This window comes from Mycobacteroides immunogenum (assembly GCF_001605725.1).
GTDB lineage: Bacteria > Actinomycetota > Actinomycetes > Mycobacteriales > Mycobacteriaceae > Mycobacterium > Mycobacterium immunogenum.
Genome location: NZ_CP011530.1, coordinates 3,581,037 through 3,600,388, shown reverse-complemented (window position 1 = coordinate 3,600,388; position 19,352 = coordinate 3,581,037). Strand labels below are relative to the sequence as shown.

Here is a 19,352-nt window from a genome sequence, read left to right as displayed (position 1 = left end):
CATGGCACCCGAATACGCTCACGCCTGGTTGCCCAAGGCGACCTGTGACGATAGCTGCATGCGGGCCAATCCCATCGACGAACCCGGGCGGCTGACCCGGACCGTCCGGACCACAACGCGGATCGCCATGGCGATCACACTGTTGACCCTCGCGCCGCTGCTGGGGATTCCGCTTCCCGGACGGGTGCGCTGGCAGCGCGGCTATTGCCGGCTGATGTTGCGCTGCCTCGGTGTTCGCATCTCGGTTTCTGGCGGCCCGATTCGCGACATCCGGGGTTCCCTCGTGGTGGCGGGTCACGTGTCTTGGGTCGACGTCTTCGCCATCGGTGCTGTGCTGCCGGGTTCTTTTGTCGCCCGCGCGGACCTGATCGATTGGCCGGGCCTGGGTGTTATCGCCCGGATGATGCGCGTCATCCCGATCGAACGCGGAAACCTGCGCACCCTGCCCCGTGTGGTGGGCACCGTTGCCTCGCGGCTGGAGGCCGGCCAGACGGTGGTGGCGTTCCCCGAGGGCACCACCTGGTGCGGCCGTGCCTACGGGTCGTTCCGTCCCGCCATGTTCCAGGCCGCTATCGACGCGCAACGGCCGGTGCAGCCGCTGCGGCTCACGTATCACCATCTCAATGGCGAGCTGTCGACAGTGCCGGCCTACGTCGGCGAGGACACCCTGATGGCCTCCATTCGCCGGCTCACCGCCACCCGGATGACCGTGGCGCACATTCAGGTGGCAGGCCTGCAACTGCCCGGCGAAAGCCGTCGTGACCTGGCGGCACGTTGTGAGGCGGCCGTGCGCGCCGGAGACCGGATCCCGCAGATCCACAGCCACCAGCATCCGGAGCGCCCGGAGCCCATCGCGGCCTGACGGCCGTGCGCACGCGCGGGTAGGGTGTCTGCTCTTCTCCGCCGAATCTGTCTGTGGGTACCGGACCGCTATCCTGGATGCGTTATGCCCCGATCGGTCTACCTGGACCATGCCGCGACCACCCCGATGCGCCCCGCTGCCATCGAGGCGATGGCTGCCACCATGGCGCAGACCGGGAACGCCGCCTCTCTGCACGGGTCCGGCCGCGACGCGCGCCGCCGGGTCGAGGAATCGCGCGAGTCGATCGCCGCGGCACTGGGGGCACGGCCGTCGGAGGTGATCTTCACCGCCGGTGGCACCGAGAGCGACAACCTCGCGGTCAAAGGCATCTACTGGGCTCGTCGTGACGCTGATACACGGCGCAGGCGCATCATCGCCAGTGCCGTGGAGCATCACGCCGTGCTGGATGCCGTGCAATGGTTGGTCGACCACGAAGGCGCCGAGGTCACCTGGCTGCCGGTGGATGAGGCCGGCACCGTGACACCCGGGGCACTGCGCGCCGCCCTCGCCGAGCATGACGACGTCGCGCTCATCACGGTGATGTGGGCCAACAACGAGGTCGGCACCATCAACCCGGTTTGCGAATTAGCTTCCATCGCTGCTGAATTCGATATTCCGATGCACAGCGATGCCATTGGTGCGGTCGGCCAGCTCGATGTCGACTTCGGGCTCAGCGGGCTGTCGGCGATGAGTGTGGCCGCGCACAAGTTCGGTGGCCCCATGGGGGTCGGAGCCCTGCTGCTGCGGCGCGAAACCGCTTGTGTTCCATTGCTACACGGTGGCGGGCATGAGCGCGATATCCGGTCTGGCACTCCCGACACCGCGGCCATCGTGGCGATGTCGACGGCGCTCGTCGTGGCCGTCTCCGAGCGGTGCGACGGGGCGGTGGCAATGGCCGAACTTCGGGATTCATTGATCGATCATGTGCTGACCGAGATTGAGGGTGCCACGCTCAATGGTGCGCCGGGCAGCGGCAGATTGCCGGGCAACGCGCATTTCACCTTCGCCGACTGTGAGGGTGATTCCCTGTTGATGTTGTTGGACGCCAACGGTATCGAGTGCTCTACGGGTTCCGCCTGCACGGCGGGTGTGGCCCGTCCTTCGCATGTGCTCATCGAAATGGGTATCGATCCCCAGGCCGCGCGCGGCTCGCTGCGCTTCACCTTCGGCCACACCTCCGTTGCCTCGGATGTGGACCGTGCGCTTGAGGCACTGCATATCGCTGTTCCCCGTGCGCGTGCTGCCGCTTTGGCCAGTGCGGGAGGCCGGTCATGAAGGTGCTTGCCGCGATGAGCGGGGGAGTGGACTCGTCGGTGGCCGCCGCCCGCATGGTGGACGCCGGACATGACGTGGTCGGGGTGCACCTGGCGTTGTCGGCCGCGCCGGGCACGCTGCGTACGGGATCACGTGGCTGTTGCTCGAAGGAAGACGCCGCCGATGCGCGCCGCGTCGCCGACATGCTCGGAATTCCTTTCTATGTCTGGGATTTCGCTGATCGCTTCAAAGAGGACGTCATCGATGACTTTGTCGAGGCGTACGCCGAGGGCCGCACCCCGAACCCGTGCGTGAAATGCAACGAGAAGATCAAGTTCGCGGCGCTGGCCGATCGGGCCATCGCGCTGGGTTTCGACGCGGTGGCCACCGGTCATTACGCGCGCCTGCACGACGGGCGGCTGCGCCGCGCGGTCGACGCGGACAAGGATCAGTCGTATGTGCTGGGAGTGTTGACGCCGGAACAGTTGAGCCGGGCGTTGTTCCCCGTCGGCGACAGTCCCAAGCCCGACATCCGCGCTGAGGCCGAGCAGCGCGGTCTGCTGGTGGCGAACAAGCCTGACAGCCACGACATTTGCTTCATTCCCTCGGGCGACACCCAGGCCTTCCTGGGTGCGCGCATCGGGGTACGCCGCGGGAATGTGGTGGACGCCGACGGTAGCGTGCTGGCCACCCACGCTGGGGTGCACGAATTCACCATCGGTCAGCGCAAGGGACTTGGGCTGGTCGGACCCGCCGCCGATGGCCGTCCCCGCTACGTCACGTCGATCGACGCGGAGACCGCCACCGTGCGGGTGGGAACCGTTGAGGATCTTGAGATTTGGGAGTTCGGCGGAGAGCCCGTGGTCTGGACCTCCGGGCGCGTGCCGACCGAGCCGGTCGAATGCCAGGTGCAGGTCCGCGCGCATGGATCGGTGGTCGATGCCATCGTCGATCCCGGGACCGACCGGATTCAGGTTCGGCTGCGCACCGCCCTGCGCGGTGTGGCCCCGGGGCAGACGGTGGTGTTGTACCGCCCCGACACCGAGGGTGACGAGGTGCTCGGCAGCGCCATCATCACGCGCGATTAAGCGCCCTGAATTCCTGCGGACCGCATAGCGATCGCGATGCGCTCGGCCACGTACTGGCGGCCAGGGGCAGTGGGGTGCATGGGAATTCCCTCATCGCCGGCACCGGCGCCCGTCATGGACACGTAGCGCTGGAAGTCGGCGGCACACACGCTGTGGTCGCTGCTGGTCGCGGGGATCACTGGCGTGAACCCAGCCCTGGCGGACTCTGCGACGATCGTGTCGTTCAATTGCCGCTGCAGACCATTGAGGAAGCTGATGGTCTCTTGGGTGTTGATCAGCCCGACCAGGCAGCCCTTGGCGTCCGGGGGCAGTATCGGCAGGTAGCCGACGGTGAACACCCTGGCGTTCGGTGCCGCCTTACGTATCGCGGCGTATGCGCCCGTCAATTTCGGGGCAACCGAGGTCACATTGGCACTGAACTGGGCCTTCTTCTCCGCCGGGCAGCTCAACGCGAACAGGCAGTCGGTGGCCATCTGCTCGAAACCCGCGTCGTTTCCGCCGATGGATACGATCGCCACCTTGGTGTCGGGGGACAGCCCGACGATTTGCGGGCCGCGGGTCGAGGGTGCGTAGACGTCGGTGGTGAGTGCGCCCACGCACGAGTAATCGGCGAATGTCAGCTGTGGGAATGACGCGGCCACCAGATGCCCCACATTGTCCGTGGCCTGGTTGCAGGCGGTGCCGACCGGGCCGGTGATGGCCGCGGCATTTGAGCCCGCGGCCATGAACGAATCACCGATAGCGACCAGCTGTGCGCCGGCGACAGGCTCGGCGGAGGCGGTCGACGGGATGGCAACTGCCGCTACTGCCGCGACGAGGCCGAGCATCGCCGACAGCGTCCTGAACGCGCGCATGAATTCCTCTCCTCCCCGCCGGCCGAAGACGGCCCCGATCAATGGTACTGAACGGCATATCGCCGTTTGCCCACGTCGCTGTTACGGAGGAGGGAGAGCTACACCCTGGCGGCCTGCCGTTCGGCTCGTCTGGCCTGCCGTTCTAGGTATTTGACCTTGACCTCTTCGAAGTCGGAGGCCGTCTTCTTGAGGTCCCCGATGATCCGGGCCAGGTCTTCGCGATACCACTCGCCCTCGCCGTTGATGTCGTCGCGTTCGAAGATGCGCCACTTGCGTAGCACCGGCTGGACGACCTCGGCGAGGTGCAGTTGTGGGTCGTAGACGCCGCCGGTGGCGATGGTGACGGCGTTGCGGCGGAAACCGGGGATCGTGTAGCCCGGCATGGTGAAGTTGTCGAGCACCTTGTGTATTGATTTCACGGCCTGGTTGGGTGCGATCTCCAGGCCTGCCTCGACCATGTTGCGGTAGAAGATCATGTGCAGGTTCTCGTCGTTGGAGATGTGTTTGAGGAGCTCCTGGGCGATCGGCTCGGCGCAGGCGATGCCGGTGTTGCGGTGCGAGACGCGGGTGGCCAGCTCTTGAAATGACACGTAGGCCACCGAATCGAAGAGGCTGTTGGCGAAGAGCTCGTCGCCGCCCTGGCGGTTCTGGCCGGGGGAGAAGCCGCGCGTCATCTGCTCTACGCGCAGTTTCTCCAGCTCCACCGGATCGACCGAGCGGGTGACCACCAGGTAGTCGCGGATGGCGATGCTGTGCCGGTTCTCCTCGGCGGTCCAACGGTTCACCCAGGTGCCCCAGGGGCCGTCCATGGTGAAGTTCATCGCGATCTCGCGGTGATAGGCGGGCAGGTTGTCCTCGGTAAGCAGGTTGGTGACCATGGCGATCCTCGCGACCTCGGACAGCTTGCACTGCTCGGGATCCCAGTCTTGGCCACCGAGGGCCTTGTAGTTCTTGCCCTCGGTCCACGGGATGTAGTCATGCGGGTTCCACTCTTTGAACACGCCGAGGTGGCGATGAGTGTTCTCCTCGACCACGGGTTCGAGCTCATGCAAGAGCTCAAGGTCGGTGAATTCCTTCTGGGGCATGGATGCGTTCCTCGGTTCCCGGAGTATCTGTGTCTAAAAGTGACACTTACATTTGACCGAGCGTGCCGTCCGCACCTCTAGTGACGAAAGTCCCTCAACGGGGGTGGAAAGTCCCGAACCTGACTCGATTCCGGTCGGCATCGATTAGCTATGGCCTGTACGTTCAACGGCTATGACTGCGCTGTTGGACCGGTTCTTCCGGATAACTGAACGACAGTCGACCGTCGCGCGCGAAGTGCGTGGCGGGATCGTCACGTTCTTCGCGATGGGTTATATCGTGGTGCTCAACCCGCTGATCATCGGCGGCGAGCCGGGACGTGCACACAACGCCGATGTGCTGGGCCATGTGCTGCCGGTGGGGCAGGTAGCGGCGGTCACGGCCCTGGCCGCCGGTGTCATGTCGATCCTGTTCGGATTCATTGCCAACTACCCGTTCGCGCTTGCCGCGGGGCTGGGCATCAACAGTCTGCTGGCGGTGTCGTTCGCGCCCCAGATGACCTGGCCCGAGGCCATGGGGTTGGTGATTGTCGACGGCCTTGTCATTGTGGCGCTGGGTATTTCGGGTTTTCGTACCGCCGTCTTCCATGCCATTCCTCATGAGCTGAAGGCGGCGCTCGCCGCGGGAATCGGATGCTTCATCGCGTTCATCGGATTCGTCGACGCGGGTTTTGTGCGGCGCATTCCTGATGCCGCGAACACCACCGTGCCTGTCGGCCTGGGCATCGACAACTCGGTGGCCACCATCCCGACGCTGATCTTCGCCGTGGGCGTGCTGCTGATGGCGATTCTGCTGGTGCGCAAGGTCCGTGGCGGACTGCTCATCGGGATCGTGGCGATGACCGTCGTCTCGATCATCGCGCAGGCGCTGGCCGGCCGGGGCGCGCAACCCGCCGACCCCAAGGGGTGGAATCTCACCGTGCCCGATTGGCCGTCCTCGGCGGGCGGGTTGCCGGATCTCGGTCTACTCGGCCAGGTGGACATGTTCGGTGCCTTCACACGGGTGGGGGTGCTGTCGGCGACGGTGCTGGTGTTCGCGTTGGTGCTCTCCAACTTCTTCGACGCGATGGGCACGATGACGGGCTTGGGTAAGGAGGCCGGTCTGGCCGACGGGCACGGCACCCTGCCGGGGATCGGGCGCGCGCTGAGCGTCGAAGGCGTCGGGGCGGTGATCGGCGGTGTCTCCTCGTCGTCCTCCAACACCGTGTTCGTCGAGTCCGCTTCCGGAATCGCCGAGGGGGCACGGACCGGACTGGCCAATGTGGTTACCGGACTGCTGTTCCTGGCTGCCATGTTCTTCACGCCGCTGTATTCGATCGTGCCGATGGAGGCTGCGGCACCGGCACTGGTGGTGGTCGGCGCGATGATGATCGGTCAGCTGCGCAGTATCGACTTCACCCGATTCGACTACGCGTTGCCGTGCTTTCTGACCGTGGTGACCATGCCGTTCACCTACTCGATCGCCAACGGGATCGGGGTCGGATTCATCAGCTGGGTGGTGCTCGCGGTAGCCGGCGGTAAGGCCCGTTCGGTACATCCGCTGCTGTACGTGGTGGCGGGTCTGTTCGTGGTCTACTTCGCCAAGGGACCCATCGAATCACTCATCACCTAACGTTCTGCATGTGAATTCCCGGATGAGCCGCGCGCGTGAAGACCGACAGCCCTGGGCGAAGGGGACGGGTATGGGCTCGTGGCCGGGCCAGCAGGTGCGCCCCGCCACCGAAATCGTGGTGGCCGAGCTGCCGCTGCCACATATCGTGGAGCTGCCCGCGCGGGGGGTGGGTGCCGATCTGATCGGTAGGGCCGGCGCGCTGCTGGTGGACATCGCCATCGACGTGTCACCCACCGGGTATCGGACCACCGCGCGCCCCGGTGCCGTGGTGCGGCGGGCGCGCGGCTTCCTGGACGAGGATGTGGACGCGTTCGAGGAAGAGTGGGAGCGTGGCGGACACCGCGGAAGTGGCCGCGCGGTCAAGGTGCAGGCGCCCGGGCCGGTAACGCTGGCAGCACAACTGGAGCTGCCCAACGGTCACCGCGCGATCACCGACCCGGGGGCGGTACGGGACCTGTCGGCGTCGCTTGCGGAGGGGCTGTCGCAGCACCGAGCCGCCCTATCCCGCAGGCTCGACGTGCCGGTGCTGGTGCAGATCGATGAGCCGTCCCTGCCCGCGGCGCTGGACGGCAGGCTGGCGGGAACCAGCATGTTCTCGCCCGTGCATCCGGTCGACGCGCAGACGGCGACCGCGCTGTTGGATCAGTGCGCCGATGCGGTGGGCGGCGAGCTGCTGGTGCACTGCTGTGCCGCCGATCCACCGTGGGAGCTGTTGCGTGGAGCCGATATTCGAGGGATCGCGGTAGATGCGGGGTATCTCACCGACGCGCAGGCCCTTGACGGGCTGGCCTCGGTGTTGGATACCGGCAAGGCCGTGGTGCTCGGCGTGATTCCCGCCGAAGCGCCCACTACGCCGATATCGTCCGACGTGCTGGCAACCCGCACGGCAGCGCTTGCCGACAAGCTGGGGTTTGGGCGGGCCGTGCTGCGCGACCGCGTCGGGATCAGTGCCGGCTGCGGGCTAGCCGGTGCCGGCCTTGAATGGGCCCGTAAGGCAACAGAATTGACGCGCAAGGTTAGTGACCTCGTCGACGCCGACCCGGACGCGCTGTGATGGACGTCTATCAGGCGATAGCGACGCGCCGGGATGTGCGAGCCGAGTTCACCGGAGAGGTCGTCGACGACGCGACCCTGATGAAGCTGTTGCAGGCCGCGCATCGCGCGCCGAGCGTCGGGAACAGCCAGCCGTGGGACTTCGTGGTGGTGCGCGAACCGCGTGTGCTGGATGACTTCGCCGCGCACGTCGCCCTGCAGCGCGGCAGATTCGCCGAGAGTCTTCCCGAGGAACGGCGAAACACCTTTGACCCCATCAAGATCGAAGGTATCCGCGAGAGCGGAACCGCAGTGGTGGTCACCTACGATCACGGACGCGGTGGTCCGCATATCCTCGGACGGCACACCATCTCGGACGCGGGACTGTTCTCCGCGGTGCTCGCCATCCAGAACCTGTGGCTCGCCGCGGTGACCGAGGGGATCGGTGTGGGCTGGGTGTCCTTCTACGAGGAGCAATTCCTCGCCGAATTGATCGGTGCCCCAGCCCATATCCGGCCGATCGCCTGGTTGTGTGTGGGCCCGGTGCATGAGTTCGCGGAGCGGCCCGATCTCGAGCGGTTCGGCTGGCGCAACGGGCGTCCGCTGGAGGACGCCGTGCACTGGGGCCGCTACCGAGAGGCCTAGCGGCCCTTGAAGTCCGGCTCCCGCTTCTCGAAGACCGCGCCGATGGCTTCCTGTAGGTCCTCCGACGGCAGGAAGGCGGCGTTCCAGGTCGAGACGTACTTGAGGCCGTCGGCGACGACGTTCTCGCGCTCGCGGCCCAAGACGTCCTTGACACCCTGCACCACCAGCGGGGGGTTCGCCGCGATCTCGGCGGCGGTGGCGTGCGCGGCGGCCAGTGTCGCCTCGGGGGTGTCGAAGACGTCGTTGACGAGTCCGATCTTCTCGGCCCGGGCGGCATCGATGTCCTTGCCGGTGAACGCCAGTTCACGCAGGTGACCGTCGCCGATGATCGGTGGAAGTCGGTGCAGTGAGCCGATATCGGCGACGATTGCCACCTTGGCCTCGCGCACGCTGAACTTGGCGTCTGAGCTGGCGTACCGGATGTCGGCGGCTGCGATGAGATCGACACCGCCGCCGATGCACCAGCCCTGGATCGCGGCGATCACCGGTTTGCGGCAGTCGGCGACGGCGGTCACCGAGGCCTGTAGGCGGCGAATCTCGTCGAGGAAGTCGGTGCGCGGCTTGGCCAGCGCCTTATCGGCCATCAGCGGCATGAAGGTGCCTGCCATGGCGGGCAAGTCCAATCCGTAGCTGAAGTGCGGGCCGGTGGCGGCCAGCACGACCGCACGCACCTGCGGGTCGGCGTCGAGCTCGGCGAAGATCAGCGGTAGCTCGCGCCAGAAGTCGGGGCCCATCGCGTTGCCCTTGCCGGGCCCGATGAGGGTGACCTGTGCGATGTGCCCGGTGGTCTCGACAGTAAAGGCCTTCCAGGCGGATGCCGATGAGCCGCTTGCGTGAAGAGAATCAGCCATGGGCTGAGCCTACGGGTTCATCCGGGCAGCAGACCCTTGCGGTCCTCGCGCAGCTGTTTGATCACGGACGGCCAGGACATCGCCCAGGATTGCACATCATCACCGGACTGACTCGTCATGAATCCACGGATGATGCCGACCAGTACGGTGCGGTCGCCCACGCGGGTGTACACCGGGCCACCGGAATCGCCCTTGGCGATCACCGGGCCGTTGAACCTGAACCAGCCGTTGCCAAGTCGCGTCACCGAGCCACAGGCGTCACCCGTGGTGTGTCCGGTACGGCAAACGGGCATACCAACCTCGGGGGCCACCGTGTCATCGCGTTCGAGTCGCTGACCATTGGCCAGCAGATCGTTCAGCGGCAATCCGTCGTCTATCGCGATGGCTTCGTAGTCGATCGTGTACTCGTTCTCGTACACCGGGCCCTCGGGGGGACGATTGTCATGCGCCAGCACCTTGTGCCCCACGGCAGCGCCGTCACCGTTGCGGATGATGCCGTCGCCGTTGAAGCAGTGTCCGGCGGTGATACCCACGCGAAGTCCGGGGTCGACGTAGCCGAGTGTGCAGCTCAGCGAGCCCTGGTAGATCAGCATGCCAGGGAACACGAGCGGCGGGTCCGCGTGCGTGCGCGCCGGATTCACGGCCGGAAGCACGCACAGCACCGCAACGATGGTGGTTATCCACAAGAACGGGCGCATGACGGTTAGGGGACGACCATTCTTGCGGGACCGGTGGGCCGGTCATCAGAAGGTGCCGGAGGCAGCACCATGGCTGGCGCCTGCGGGTTTATCGCCACCGGCGGCGGCGGTGCTTGTGGATTGCTCGCCACCGGGCCGGCGGCGCTGCTCTCGCCGGGTCGGCGCGCTGCCGCGATATCGTCTCGGATCTGCTGCTGCACCGTCGGCCAGGACAGCGCCACGGTGGATTCCCTGCGGGTCTGGTTGGCGGTGAAACGCGCACTCACGATTCCCACGATGGCCGCGTTGCCGGGTGAGGTGACGGTGTACACGGCGCTTCCGGAGTCGCCGTGATCGGCCGGCAGGCCATCGACGAGAAACCAGCCGTTGCCGAATCCCGCGATCGCCCCGCACGCCTCTCCGGTGGTGATTCCCACCCGGCACACCGGGAGGCCATCCCGGGGCACGACGGCGGGATCGACTCCGAGGCGTAGCCCGTTGGGCAGCACGTTGTTGATCGGCACGCCGTCGTCGAAGGCGATGCCCTCATAGTCGATCCGGTAGTCGTCCCGTGCCAGCGGACCCTCGGCCTTGATGTTGGACTGCGCGACGGCGAGCTGTCCGATACGGACACCGTCGTTGGTGAACACCGGGCCGTTGCCGCCGCAGTGGCCCGCGGTGACTCCAACGCGGGCAGCGGGATCCACGAAACCGAGCGTGCAGCTCAGCGATTCCTTGCCGGGCGGGCGCTGGATGATTTCCATACCCGGGTAGATCAGTGGGTCGGCATGTGCGGCAATCGGGTTGGCAAGGCCGAGAACGGCCAGTGCGGTGACGGCAGCGGCATGCGCCGTCAACCGTCCCCAGGGGCCGGTTCGTCGACCCTCTTCGCCGACACTGGTCAACGCCGTAGCTCTCTGTCTGCCACGTTCACCGTCAACAAAGCCCGACCAGCATGAGGAGAGCACGCGGCACGACTCTCCGTGTGGCTATGAGCCTATGCGAACCGGGTGTCCTCTGGTGCAGGAAGTGGTGTTGGAGCTGGTGAATCCCCAGGTGACGGGCCAATGTCGGGCGATTTTTCGAGGTCTTCCCGCAGTTGATTGAGGATGGTCGACCAGGAAACCGCGGTGGTTTGCACCACGCCGGTGTCCACGCTGCGGGTGGTTCCGCGGGCGATTCCGACGATGGCTCCGTGCCCGGGTGAGGTGATCGAGTACACGGCGCTGCCCGAGTCACCGTGGTCGGCGGGTAGGCCGTCGATCTCGAACCAGCCATTGTTCACATTGGTGACGGTGCCGCACGCCTCACCGGTGGTGACACCGTTGCGGCAGACGGGCAAGCCGGTATACGGCTCGATCCCGCTGCCGCGCTCAAGCCGAATCCCATTGGGCAGTATGTCGTTGATCGCCACGTCATTCCGGAACTTGATGGCCTCATAGTCGATCACATATTTACTGCCGTCGATCCGGTCCCCGTCGCGCAGGTTGGAGCCGGCGATGACCAGAGCCCCGATCAGTTCGCCGGCGGAGTCGTATACCGGGCCATCGGTATCCATGGCGCAATGGCCCGCGGTGAGGCCCACCCGTGCACCGGGATCGACGAAGCCGAGTGTGCACAGCTGTGTCCCCTGAACAATCTCCATACCGGGAAAGACGAGGGGACCGTCGGCATGGGCGGCAGACGCCCCGGCGACGGCAGTGAGGGCCGAGGCGGCCAGGGCAGCGCAGAATCGGCTAGTAACAGACAACATGTGCCCAACCCCTCTCTGGGGAGTGATTAGGGATCATCCGGGCTGGTCCAGCAGTGTGATCAGCCGTTTCGTGGCGATCGAGCGATAGGACGCGTCGAGAAGCTCGGCAACCTCGTTCCAGTCCACCTCGGCGGTGGCGAAGTCCAGTCCCAGCCAGCCGTACGGGCCCATGTAGGCCGGGTAGTAGAAACGTTCGTCCTGCAAGAGTGCGGGGCGTTCGGATTCGTCCACCTTGACCAGCACCGAGTACGGGTAGGCCACCATCGCGCCCTTGGCGTCACCTTTGGCGTTACCGCCGAACATCGCGAAGATCTTGCCCGCCTTGGTGGTGCCTGCCTTAAAAACAGGTCGTCCCCACGAGATCTGCTCGACGGCCTCTGGCAGGGCGAGCGCCAGCTCGCGTAGCTCGGCCAGGCCCGGATCGTCATCCGTGAACATGATGGGGTGTGTGCCCATGGGCACATCGTAGGGTTCGGGAGCTGTCGGGCGGGTGGGTTAGCCTGCCGATGTGGATCCTGACGTGCAGCGCCAGTGGCGCGAGCTTGCCGACGAGGTGCGTGGGCACCAGTTCCGCTACTACGTCAAGGACGCCCCGGTCGTTTCCGATGGCGAGTTCGATCGCCTCTTGAAGGAGCTTGAGGCGCTGGAAGCGCAGTATCCCGAGTTGCAGACCCCGGACTCACCCACGCAGCTGGTGGGTGGAGCGGGGTTTGTCACCGAATTCGGATCGGTTGACCACCTGGAGCGAATGCTGAGTCTGGACAACGCATTCAGCTCCGAGGAGTTGACAGCCTGGGATGCCCGGGTGCGTGGCGATATCGGTGAAGAGCCGGAGTACTTGTGTGAGCTGAAGATCGACGGTGTGGCGCTGTCGCTGGTCTACGAGAACGGTGTGCTGGTGCGGGGAGCCACCCGCGGAGACGGTCGCAGCGGTGAGGACGTCACCCTGAATGCCCGGACCATCGAGGATGTGCCGGAAAGGCTCACGGAATCAACAAAATACCCCGTACCCGCGCTCTTGGAGGTGCGTGGTGAGGTGTTCTTCCGGCTGGAGGATTTCGAGGCGCTGAACGCGTCGCTGGTTGAGGAGAGCAAGCCGCCGTTCGCCAACCCGCGCAACAGTGCCGCGGGCAGCCTGCGGCAGAAGAACCCGGCAATTACGGCCAGGCGACGGCTGCGGATGATCTGTCATGGACTGGGCCGCACCGAGGGTTTTTCGCCGGAGAGCCTTCATGACGCGTATTTGGCGTTGGGGGAGTGGGGGTTACCCGTCTCGACGCACACCACCAAGGTGCGCGGTATCGCGAAGGTGTGGGAACGCGTCAACTACTGGGCCGAGCATCGGCACGACGTGGAACACGAGATCGACGGCCTGGTGGTCAAGGTCGATACGGTCGCGCTGCAGCGCCGTCTCGGCACTACCTCGCGTGCGCCGCGCTGGGCCATCGCCTACAAGTATCCGCCCGAGGAGGCGACCACCGAGCTGCTCGATATCCGGGTGAGCGTGGGCCGCACCGGCCGGGTCACCCCGTTCGCGTACATGACCCCGGTCAAGGTGGCTGGGTCCACGGTCTCCTTGGCCACCCTGCACAACGCCTCCGAGGTCAAGCGCAAAGGCGTACTGATCGGTGACACCGTGGTGATCCGCAAGGCGGGCGACGTCATTCCTGAGGTGCTGGGGCCGGTCGCCGATCTGCGAAACGGTTCCGAGCGCGAATTCGTCATGCCCACAACATGTCCCGAATGCGGTACCGCGCTGGCTCACGAGAAGGAGGGCGACGCCGACATTCGTTGCCCCAATTCGCGTAGCTGCCCTGCTCAGTTGCGTGAACGGGTCTTCCATGTGGCGGGGCGCGGCGCCTTCGATATCGAGGCCCTCGGCTATGAGGCGGCGATCGCGTTGCTCTCGGCCGGCGTCATCGACGACGAAGGCGATCTGTTCAGTCTCACCGCCGATGACCTGCTACGCACCGATTTGTTCACCACCAAGAACGGATCGTTGTCCGCCAACGGAAGTCGGCTGCTGGACAACCTCGACAAGGCGAAACAACAGCCGCTGTGGCGAGTGCTGGTGGCGTTGTCGATCCGGCATGTCGGGCCCACTGCAGCCCGTGCCTTGGCCACCGAGTTCGGCGACCTGGAGGCCATCGAGGGCGCGTCCGTCGAACAGCTGGCCGCCGTCGAGGGCGTGGGAGCCACGATCGCTGCCGCGGTGGTGGATTGGTTCACCGTCGATTGGCACCGCGCCATCGTCGACAAGTGGCGCGCCGCGGGCGTGCGCACTGCCGACGAACGCGACGACTCCATACCGCGCAATCTCGAAGGCCTCTCCATCGTTGTAACCGGCTCGCTCCCCGGCTTTTCGCGTGATGAGGCCAAGGAGGCCATCATCGCCCGGGGCGGCAAGTCCGCGAGTTCGGTGTCCAAGAAGACGGCGTTCGTGGTCGTCGGAGATTCGCCGGGATCCAAGTACGACAAGGCGGTCGAACTTGGGCTGACCATCCTCGATGAGGACGGCTTCCGGGCCCTGCTGGCCGACGGGCCGCCCGCGTAGTACCGGCCGATGTGGGGGACATGGGAGCGCTGGGGCTCGGTATGGATCATCGCGCTGGGTGCGTTGCCTGTCGCGGTGTTACTGGCCGTCGTATGCGCGTTGTGGCGCAAGCACACCGGATGGCCGCCGCGCTGGGCGTGGGTTTCCAGTTTCGCGGAGATCGGCGCTGTCGCCGGGACAGTGCCGTGGCTGTGGATGATTCTGACTCCCACCGGTGGGACGCGCAGGATCCAGTGGATGCCGCTGGGTGACCTGATCTCGCTGCGCGCGGCGGACGTGGCCACTGTCATTGAGCAGGTGGGCGGCAATCTCCTGGTATTCGCGGCGGCCGGCTACCTACTGCCCATCCGATTCCGGATCGGTCCCTGGGGCATCATCGGGCTCGCGGCGGCGGGCTCGGCAACGGTCGAGTTCTTGCAGTACGTGTTGGCCATCGGCCGGGTGTCCTCGATTGACGACGTGATTCTCAACGCCGCCGGTGCGGGTCTGGCCGCGTTGCTTTCCCGGCCGTGTTGGCGCAGGCGACCAGACTCCGCTCCCGGTCCCTAGGTTTTCGGCGGGACCGACAGGTCGAACACCCGTAGGTCGCCGTAATCCTTTGACGAAAAGTGGTTCTCGACCCATTTCTGGATTTCGTCGGCCACCCGTTTGGGTTCATCGTCCTTCTGCGGTTGTTCTTTGTCTTTGTCTTTGTCCTTGACGGATTCGGCATAGAACTGAACGGTGCCGTCCTGCGTGTAGTCGATGAACTGTTGCAGGGTGATGGGGTTGTCGCGCCCGGAGAATCCACCGATCGCCATCACCGGCGCATTGGTCTCCAACTGAATGGGCGCGGCCGTGCGGGTGTTGGTAGTCGCTACTGGCCACCTGGCGCCGGAATCCTTGATGAGTGCGGCCAATGCCGGGTCCAGAGGCTCGGGCGGCTGTCCGCCGAACTTGTCATCCTTGGCGATCGCCGGCCCCGATGTGGACAGTCCGCCGACCTTCGGCGTGGTCACGTTCGCGACGGTGAACGCGATCGATCCGCCCAGCGAAACCACAAGGGCCAGAGTGGCAATGGCGTAACGCAGGCGGGCGCCGCGTTCCAATGCACCGAGTGCCAGCGCCACCGCCATCACCAGGCCGCCGAGCAGCAGTACCCATCGCAGCCAGGGCAGCCAGGTGGGTATGCGCCGCAGCAGGACAAACGCCATGATGGTGGCACTGAGTGTCAGTGCGCTCAGTCCGAGCTTGCCGATCAGCTCGGACCGATGCCGCCACAGCAGCACCGTGCCGATCGCCAGTGAACCGGCGATGGCCGGAGCCATGGCCGAGGTGTAGTAGGGATGGAACTGCTTGGCCATGTAGCTCAGGATCACGTAGTTCGACACCATCCAGGTGCCCCACAAAACCAGGCCTGCCCCTGCGGGATTGGTGGTGATCGCACGCAGACGGCCCAGCCAGCCCGCGGCCTGCGGCGCCTTGCCGATGATGACGAGACCCAGGACCAGCGCGATGAACGCGGTGGGAAGGAGCCACGCGATGTGATCGGCCTGGGTGTCCTGGAACAGCCGGAAGATGCCCGGAGTGCCGGAGAATCCGGGGCCGCTGCCCCGGCCGCCGCCCATTCCGTTGGAGTCACCGCCGAGTAGACGATCCAGGCCGTTGTAGCCGACCGCCAGTGTCCACTCGCTGTTGTCGGTGGAGTTGTCGACGTACGGGCGGCTGCCCGCGGGAGTCAGTGCGACGGCGGCCATCCACCATCCCGATGAGGCCAGTAGGGCCACGCCCGCGCCCAGGATGTGCAGAAGCGTTGTCTTCCAAGGCCATTTGGCAGAGACCAGGTAGGCGAGCAGCAGCGCGGGAGCCACCAGCAGCCCTTCGAGGGTTTTGCACAGGAATGCGAATCCGATACCGGCGCCGGCCAGTGCCAGCCACCCGGCGGCACCGCGCGAGCGCTCGGAGTCGATGGCGCGGGTGGTGAAGTACGCGGCCACCACCATCCCGAAGACCATCGGAGCGTCGGGGTTGGAGTGCCGGAACATCACCGAGACCACCGGGATGAGGGCGAACAGCGCCGCCGCGAGCAGTCCCGCGCCGGGGCCGGCCTGTCGGCGCACCGCCGCGCGGATCAGGGCGGCGCTGGCGATCGCGAGGAGGGCCTGCGGAATCAGCATGCTGGCACTGGAGAAGCCAAAGAGCCTGGCCGACAACCCCATCAGCCACAGTCCACCTGCGGGCTTGTCGACGGTCACGTAGTTCTGCGGATCGAAGCTGCCGAAGAACCATGCCTTCCAGCTCTCACTGCCGGATTGGACGGCGGCCGCGTAGAAGGCATTGGACCATCCGTTCTGGCTGATGTCCCAGAGGTACACCACGGTGATTGTCAGCAGAATGGCGGCGAAGATGAGTCGTTCCCGAGTCCGGCTCATGGACGCGTCGATGTCAGTCACGTCAGAGAGTGTGCCGCGCGACTCAGGGAATTGGCTGTGCCGTTCCTGTGAACCGACCGCTACCGCACCAAGGTAGCGACGATGCCGGCCAGGTAGCCCAGACGAGCCACCTCCGAGGGCCGGAACTCCGGGCCGCCGGGGCGGCCCAGTACCACGGCGGTATCACCCGAGCCCAGCGGCGCGGCGGCCAGCGTGGTGTCCATGTCTTTCCACAGTTGGGGCACCCATTCGGCAGAGGTTTCCAAAACCTGTGCGCGACTCAGCGGTAGCCAGGGGGCCGAGGTGGCCTGGGTTTCCGGGGCGCCCGCGCTGCCGGCCACCCGAATGAATCCGGTGCCGTCTTGGCGCACCACGGTGCACCAGTTCGCCCGCAGCACATGGGGCGCTTCCTGCGCCAGAACCTCCAGGCGGGCGGAGGCCGCGGCGGCAGCCACTCTGTCTATCAGCTCGAGCTCGCGGTGCGCCTCCAGCAGTCCAGTGTGCGGACGGATCGAATGCACGTGCACCCCGTTCAGCGCCTCGGCGGCGGTGATCAGTGAGTCGGGCATGGAGCCGGGCGGCAAGTCGATGACCAGGTCATCGATGGCGTAGCCCGGACCGCGCTCGACAACGTCGAGGGACAAAATGTCCGCCCCCACCGTGCCGAGCGCGACGGCGACCGACCCAAGACTGCCGGGGCGGTCGGCGAGCTGTAGGCGCAGCAGATATGACGGCACGTCCAACACTGTGGCACAGGTCAGGCACGGCCGCCCTCTAGGCTATCTAGCCGTGAGCGCCATTTCCCGTGACGAGGTCGCGCACCTGGCCAGACTGGCCCGGCTCGCGTTGACCGACGCTGAGCTGGACGGATACGCCGGGCAACTCGATGCGATCCTCGGCCACGTCAGCCAGATCAGTGCCGTTTCCACCGATGAGCTTGACGAGGTCGATGCGACGAGTTCGCCGCTCGATGCGGTCAATGTCACACGGCCCGATGTGATCGCCGAGTGCCTCACTCCGGATGAGGCGCTGGCCGCCGCTCCGCGGGTGGCCGAGGGACGTTTTGCGGTGCCGCAGATTCTGGGGGAAGAACAGTGACCGACCTGATCAGGCAGGATGCCGCGTCGCTGGCAGCGCTGATCCACTCGGGCGAGGTGTCGTCCGTTGAGGTGACCCGTGCCCATCTGGACCAGATCGCCGGCACCGACGAGACCTACCGGGCCTTCCTGCACGTGGCAGGGGAGCAGGCGCTGGCCGCCGCGAAGAACGTCGACGACGCCATCGCGGCGGGCTCGGTGCCGTCTGGGCTCGCCGGCGTGCCGCTGGCGCTCAAGGATGTGTTCACCACCCGGGACATGCCCACCACGTGTGGATCCAAGATTCTGGAGAACTGGGTACCGCCCTACGACGCGACCGTGACGGCGCGGCTGCGCGAGGCGGGGATTCCGATCCTGGGCAAGACGAACATGGATGAGTTCGCGATGGGCTCGTCCACCGAGAACTCCGCCTATGGACCGACTCGCAACCCCTGGGACATCGAGCGGGTGCCGGGCGGCTCCGGCGGCGGTAGCGCCGCCGCACTGGCTGCCTTCCAGGCTCCGTTGGCCATCGGCACCGACACTGGTGGATCCATCCGTCAGCCCGCGGCGCTCACCGCGACGGTGGGAGTCAAGCCCACCTACGGCACCGTTTCCCGTTACGGGCTGGTGGCCTGTGCGTCGTCTCTGGATCAGGGCGGACCTTGTGCGCGTACGGTTTTGGATACCGCGCTGTTGCATCAGGTGATCGCCGGCCACGATCCGCGTGACTCCACGTCGGTCGATGAACCGGTGCCCGATGTGGTGGCAGCGGCCCGTGCCGGGGCATCCGGGGACCTCAAGGGTGTGCGTGTGGGCGTGGTCTCGCAGCTGCGCGGTGAGGGTTATCAGCCGGGCGTGATGGCGTCGTTCGACGCGGCCGTCGAGCAGCTGACCGCGCTGGGCGCCGATGTGGTTGAGGTGTCCTGTCCCCACTTCGAGTACGCACTCCCGGCCTACTACTTGATCCTGCCGTCGGAGGTGTCCTCGAACCTGGCCCGCTTCGATGCCATGCGCTACGGCATGCGGGTCGGGGATGACGGAACCCATAGCGCCGAGGAAGTCATGGCGCTTACCCGGGCGGCAGGCTTTGGTCCAGAGGTCAAGCGGCGCATCATGATCGGCACCTATGCGCTGTCCGCCGGGTACTACGACGCCTACTACGGCCGGGCCCAGAAGGTACGTACCTTGATCAAGCGCGATCTGGAGCGGGCCTACGAGCAGGTCGATGTGCTGGTCACCCCTGCGACTCCGACCACCGCATTCCGGTTGGGCGAGAAGGTCGATGATCCGCTGGCCATGTATCAGTTCGACCTGTGCACGCTGCCACTGAACCTGGCCGGGCACTGCGGAATGTCGGTGCCGTCCGGTCTTTCGGCCGACGACGGTCTCCCGGTGGGTCTGCAGATCATGGCTCCCGCCCTCGCCGACGACCGGCTGTACCGGGTGGGCGCGGCCTACGAGACCGCCCGTGGGGCATTGCCGACCGCGCTGTAGGAATACACAGCCAACTGGCAGTTGAAAATAGCGGTTTCTCGGCCGTCGGCTGCGTACCGTGGAGAACATGCCTCGCTTGACTGGGTGCGTAGCCGCCGCGGCGC

19 protein-coding genes are annotated in these 19,352 nt (G+C 66.1%); 10 read left to right on the top strand and 9 right to left on the bottom strand.

Annotated elements, in window-relative coordinates; all coding sequences use genetic code 11:
- Position 1 precedes the first annotated feature (1 nt).
- The 3 genes from ABG82_RS17725 to mnmA all read left to right on the top strand — a co-directional run bounded on the left by ABG82_RS17725 (position 2) and on the right by mnmA (position 3,204).
- Positions 2-862 carry a lysophospholipid acyltransferase family protein gene (locus tag ABG82_RS17725; RefSeq protein ID WP_043078658.1) on the top strand — a complete coding sequence of 287 codons (861 nt, stop codon included), beginning with the start codon at positions 2-4 and terminating at the stop codon, positions 860-862.
- 84 nt (positions 863-946) lie between these two features.
- Positions 947-2,137, top strand: a complete 1,191-nt coding sequence (locus ABG82_RS17720; RefSeq protein ID WP_043078657.1) for a cysteine desulfurase family protein — start codon at positions 947-949, stop codon at positions 2,135-2,137.
- Positions 2,134-3,204, top strand: a complete 1,071-nt coding sequence (gene mnmA, locus ABG82_RS17715; RefSeq protein ID WP_043078656.1) for a tRNA 2-thiouridine(34) synthase MnmA — start codon at positions 2,134-2,136, stop codon at positions 3,202-3,204. Before ABG82_RS17720 ends, mnmA begins: the two co-directional genes overlap by 4 nt.
- On the opposite strand, the gene ABG82_RS17710 is transcribed toward mnmA, so the two are convergent.
- Both ABG82_RS17710 and ABG82_RS17705 read right to left on the bottom strand, forming a co-directional pair.
- Positions 3,201-4,058: an SGNH/GDSL hydrolase family protein gene (locus tag ABG82_RS17710; RefSeq protein ID WP_043078723.1), complete on the bottom strand. Its 858-nt coding sequence runs from the start codon at positions 4,056-4,058 to the stop codon at positions 3,201-3,203. The two genes, mnmA and ABG82_RS17710, sit on opposite strands and share 4 nt — an antisense overlap.
- Positions 4,059-4,156: 98 nt before the next feature.
- Positions 4,157-5,143 carry an acyl-ACP desaturase gene (locus ABG82_RS17705; RefSeq protein WP_043078655.1) on the bottom strand — a complete coding sequence of 329 codons (987 nt, stop codon included), beginning with the start codon at positions 5,141-5,143 and terminating at the stop codon, positions 4,157-4,159.
- Between the two features lie 172 nt (positions 5,144-5,315).
- Here ABG82_RS17705 and ABG82_RS17700 point away from each other — a divergent pair, with 172 nt between their 5' ends.
- Genes ABG82_RS17700 through bluB form a run of 3 tightly spaced genes read left to right on the top strand, consistent with a single transcriptional unit; the run spans position 5,316 to position 8,429 of the window.
- Positions 5,316-6,752, top strand: coding sequence for an NCS2 family permease (locus ABG82_RS17700; RefSeq protein WP_043078654.1), 1,437 nt, complete (start codon positions 5,316-5,318; stop codon positions 6,750-6,752).
- Positions 6,753-6,774: 22 nt separating this feature from the next.
- Positions 6,775-7,806 carry a methionine synthase gene (locus ABG82_RS17695; protein ID WP_043078722.1) on the top strand — a complete coding sequence of 344 codons (1,032 nt, stop codon included), beginning with the start codon at positions 6,775-6,777 and terminating at the stop codon, positions 7,804-7,806.
- Positions 7,806-8,429: a 5,6-dimethylbenzimidazole synthase gene (gene bluB, locus ABG82_RS17690; protein WP_043078653.1), complete on the top strand. Its 624-nt coding sequence runs from the start codon at positions 7,806-7,808 to the stop codon at positions 8,427-8,429. Before ABG82_RS17695 ends, bluB begins: the two co-directional genes overlap by 1 nt.
- Here the strand turns inward: bluB and ABG82_RS17685 are convergent.
- From ABG82_RS17685 to ABG82_RS17665, 5 genes are all read right to left on the bottom strand, one after another.
- Positions 8,426-9,280 carry a crotonase/enoyl-CoA hydratase family protein gene (locus ABG82_RS17685; RefSeq protein ID WP_043078652.1) on the bottom strand — a complete coding sequence of 285 codons (855 nt, stop codon included), beginning with the start codon at positions 9,278-9,280 and terminating at the stop codon, positions 8,426-8,428. The two genes, bluB and ABG82_RS17685, sit on opposite strands and share 4 nt — an antisense overlap.
- A gap of 17 nt (positions 9,281-9,297) precedes the next feature.
- Entirely contained in the window at positions 9,298-9,978 is a 681-nt protein-coding gene (locus ABG82_RS17680) for an Rv1815 family serine proteinase (protein ID WP_043078651.1), read from the bottom strand.
- Between the two features lie 5 nt (positions 9,979-9,983).
- Entirely contained in the window at positions 9,984-10,862 is an 879-nt protein-coding gene (locus ABG82_RS17675; RefSeq protein ID WP_043078650.1) for an Rv1815 family serine proteinase, read from the bottom strand.
- Between the two features lie 92 nt (positions 10,863-10,954).
- Positions 10,955-11,707, bottom strand: a complete 753-nt coding sequence (locus ABG82_RS17670) for an Rv1815 family serine proteinase (RefSeq protein WP_052511053.1) — start codon at positions 11,705-11,707, stop codon at positions 10,955-10,957.
- Between the two features lie 36 nt (positions 11,708-11,743).
- The gene (locus ABG82_RS17665; protein WP_043078648.1) at positions 11,744-12,166 is read right to left on the bottom strand and encodes an MmcQ/YjbR family DNA-binding protein; all 423 of its coding nucleotides are present in this window, start codon (positions 12,164-12,166) and stop codon (positions 11,744-11,746) included.
- A gap of 52 nt (positions 12,167-12,218) precedes the next feature.
- Here ABG82_RS17665 and ligA point away from each other — a divergent pair, with 52 nt between their 5' ends.
- Positions 12,219-14,264: an NAD-dependent DNA ligase LigA gene (gene ligA, locus ABG82_RS17660; protein ID WP_043078647.1), complete on the top strand. Its 2,046-nt coding sequence runs from the start codon at positions 12,219-12,221 to the stop codon at positions 14,262-14,264.
- Positions 14,265-14,273: 9 nt separating this feature from the next.
- The gene (locus ABG82_RS17655; protein ID WP_043078646.1) at positions 14,274-14,813 is read left to right on the top strand and encodes a VanZ family protein; all 540 of its coding nucleotides are present in this window, start codon (positions 14,274-14,276) and stop codon (positions 14,811-14,813) included.
- On the opposite strand, the gene ABG82_RS17650 is transcribed toward ABG82_RS17655, so the two are convergent.
- Positions 14,810-16,675 (bottom strand): glycosyltransferase family 39 protein, encoded by a 1,866-nt coding sequence (locus ABG82_RS17650; protein ID WP_043078721.1) that lies wholly within the window; start codon positions 16,673-16,675, stop codon positions 14,810-14,812. The genes ABG82_RS17655 and ABG82_RS17650 overlap by 4 nt on opposite strands.
- Before the next feature lie 80 nt (positions 16,676-16,755).
- Positions 16,756-17,412 carry an ACT domain-containing protein gene (locus tag ABG82_RS17645; RefSeq protein ID WP_078343286.1) on the bottom strand — a complete coding sequence of 219 codons (657 nt, stop codon included), beginning with the start codon at positions 17,410-17,412 and terminating at the stop codon, positions 16,756-16,758.
- 52 nt (positions 17,413-17,464) lie between these two features.
- On the opposite strand from ABG82_RS17645, the gene gatC reads away from it, so the two are divergent.
- The gene (gene gatC / locus ABG82_RS17640) at positions 17,465-17,773 is read left to right on the top strand and encodes an Asp-tRNA(Asn)/Glu-tRNA(Gln) amidotransferase subunit GatC (RefSeq protein WP_043078644.1); all 309 of its coding nucleotides are present in this window, start codon (positions 17,465-17,467) and stop codon (positions 17,771-17,773) included.
- Positions 17,770-19,248, top strand: coding sequence for an Asp-tRNA(Asn)/Glu-tRNA(Gln) amidotransferase subunit GatA (gene gatA / locus ABG82_RS17635; protein WP_043078643.1), 1,479 nt, complete (start codon positions 17,770-17,772; stop codon positions 19,246-19,248). The genes gatC and gatA overlap by 4 nt, the downstream gene beginning before the upstream one ends.
- The last annotated feature ends 104 nt before the right edge of the window (positions 19,249-19,352 follow it).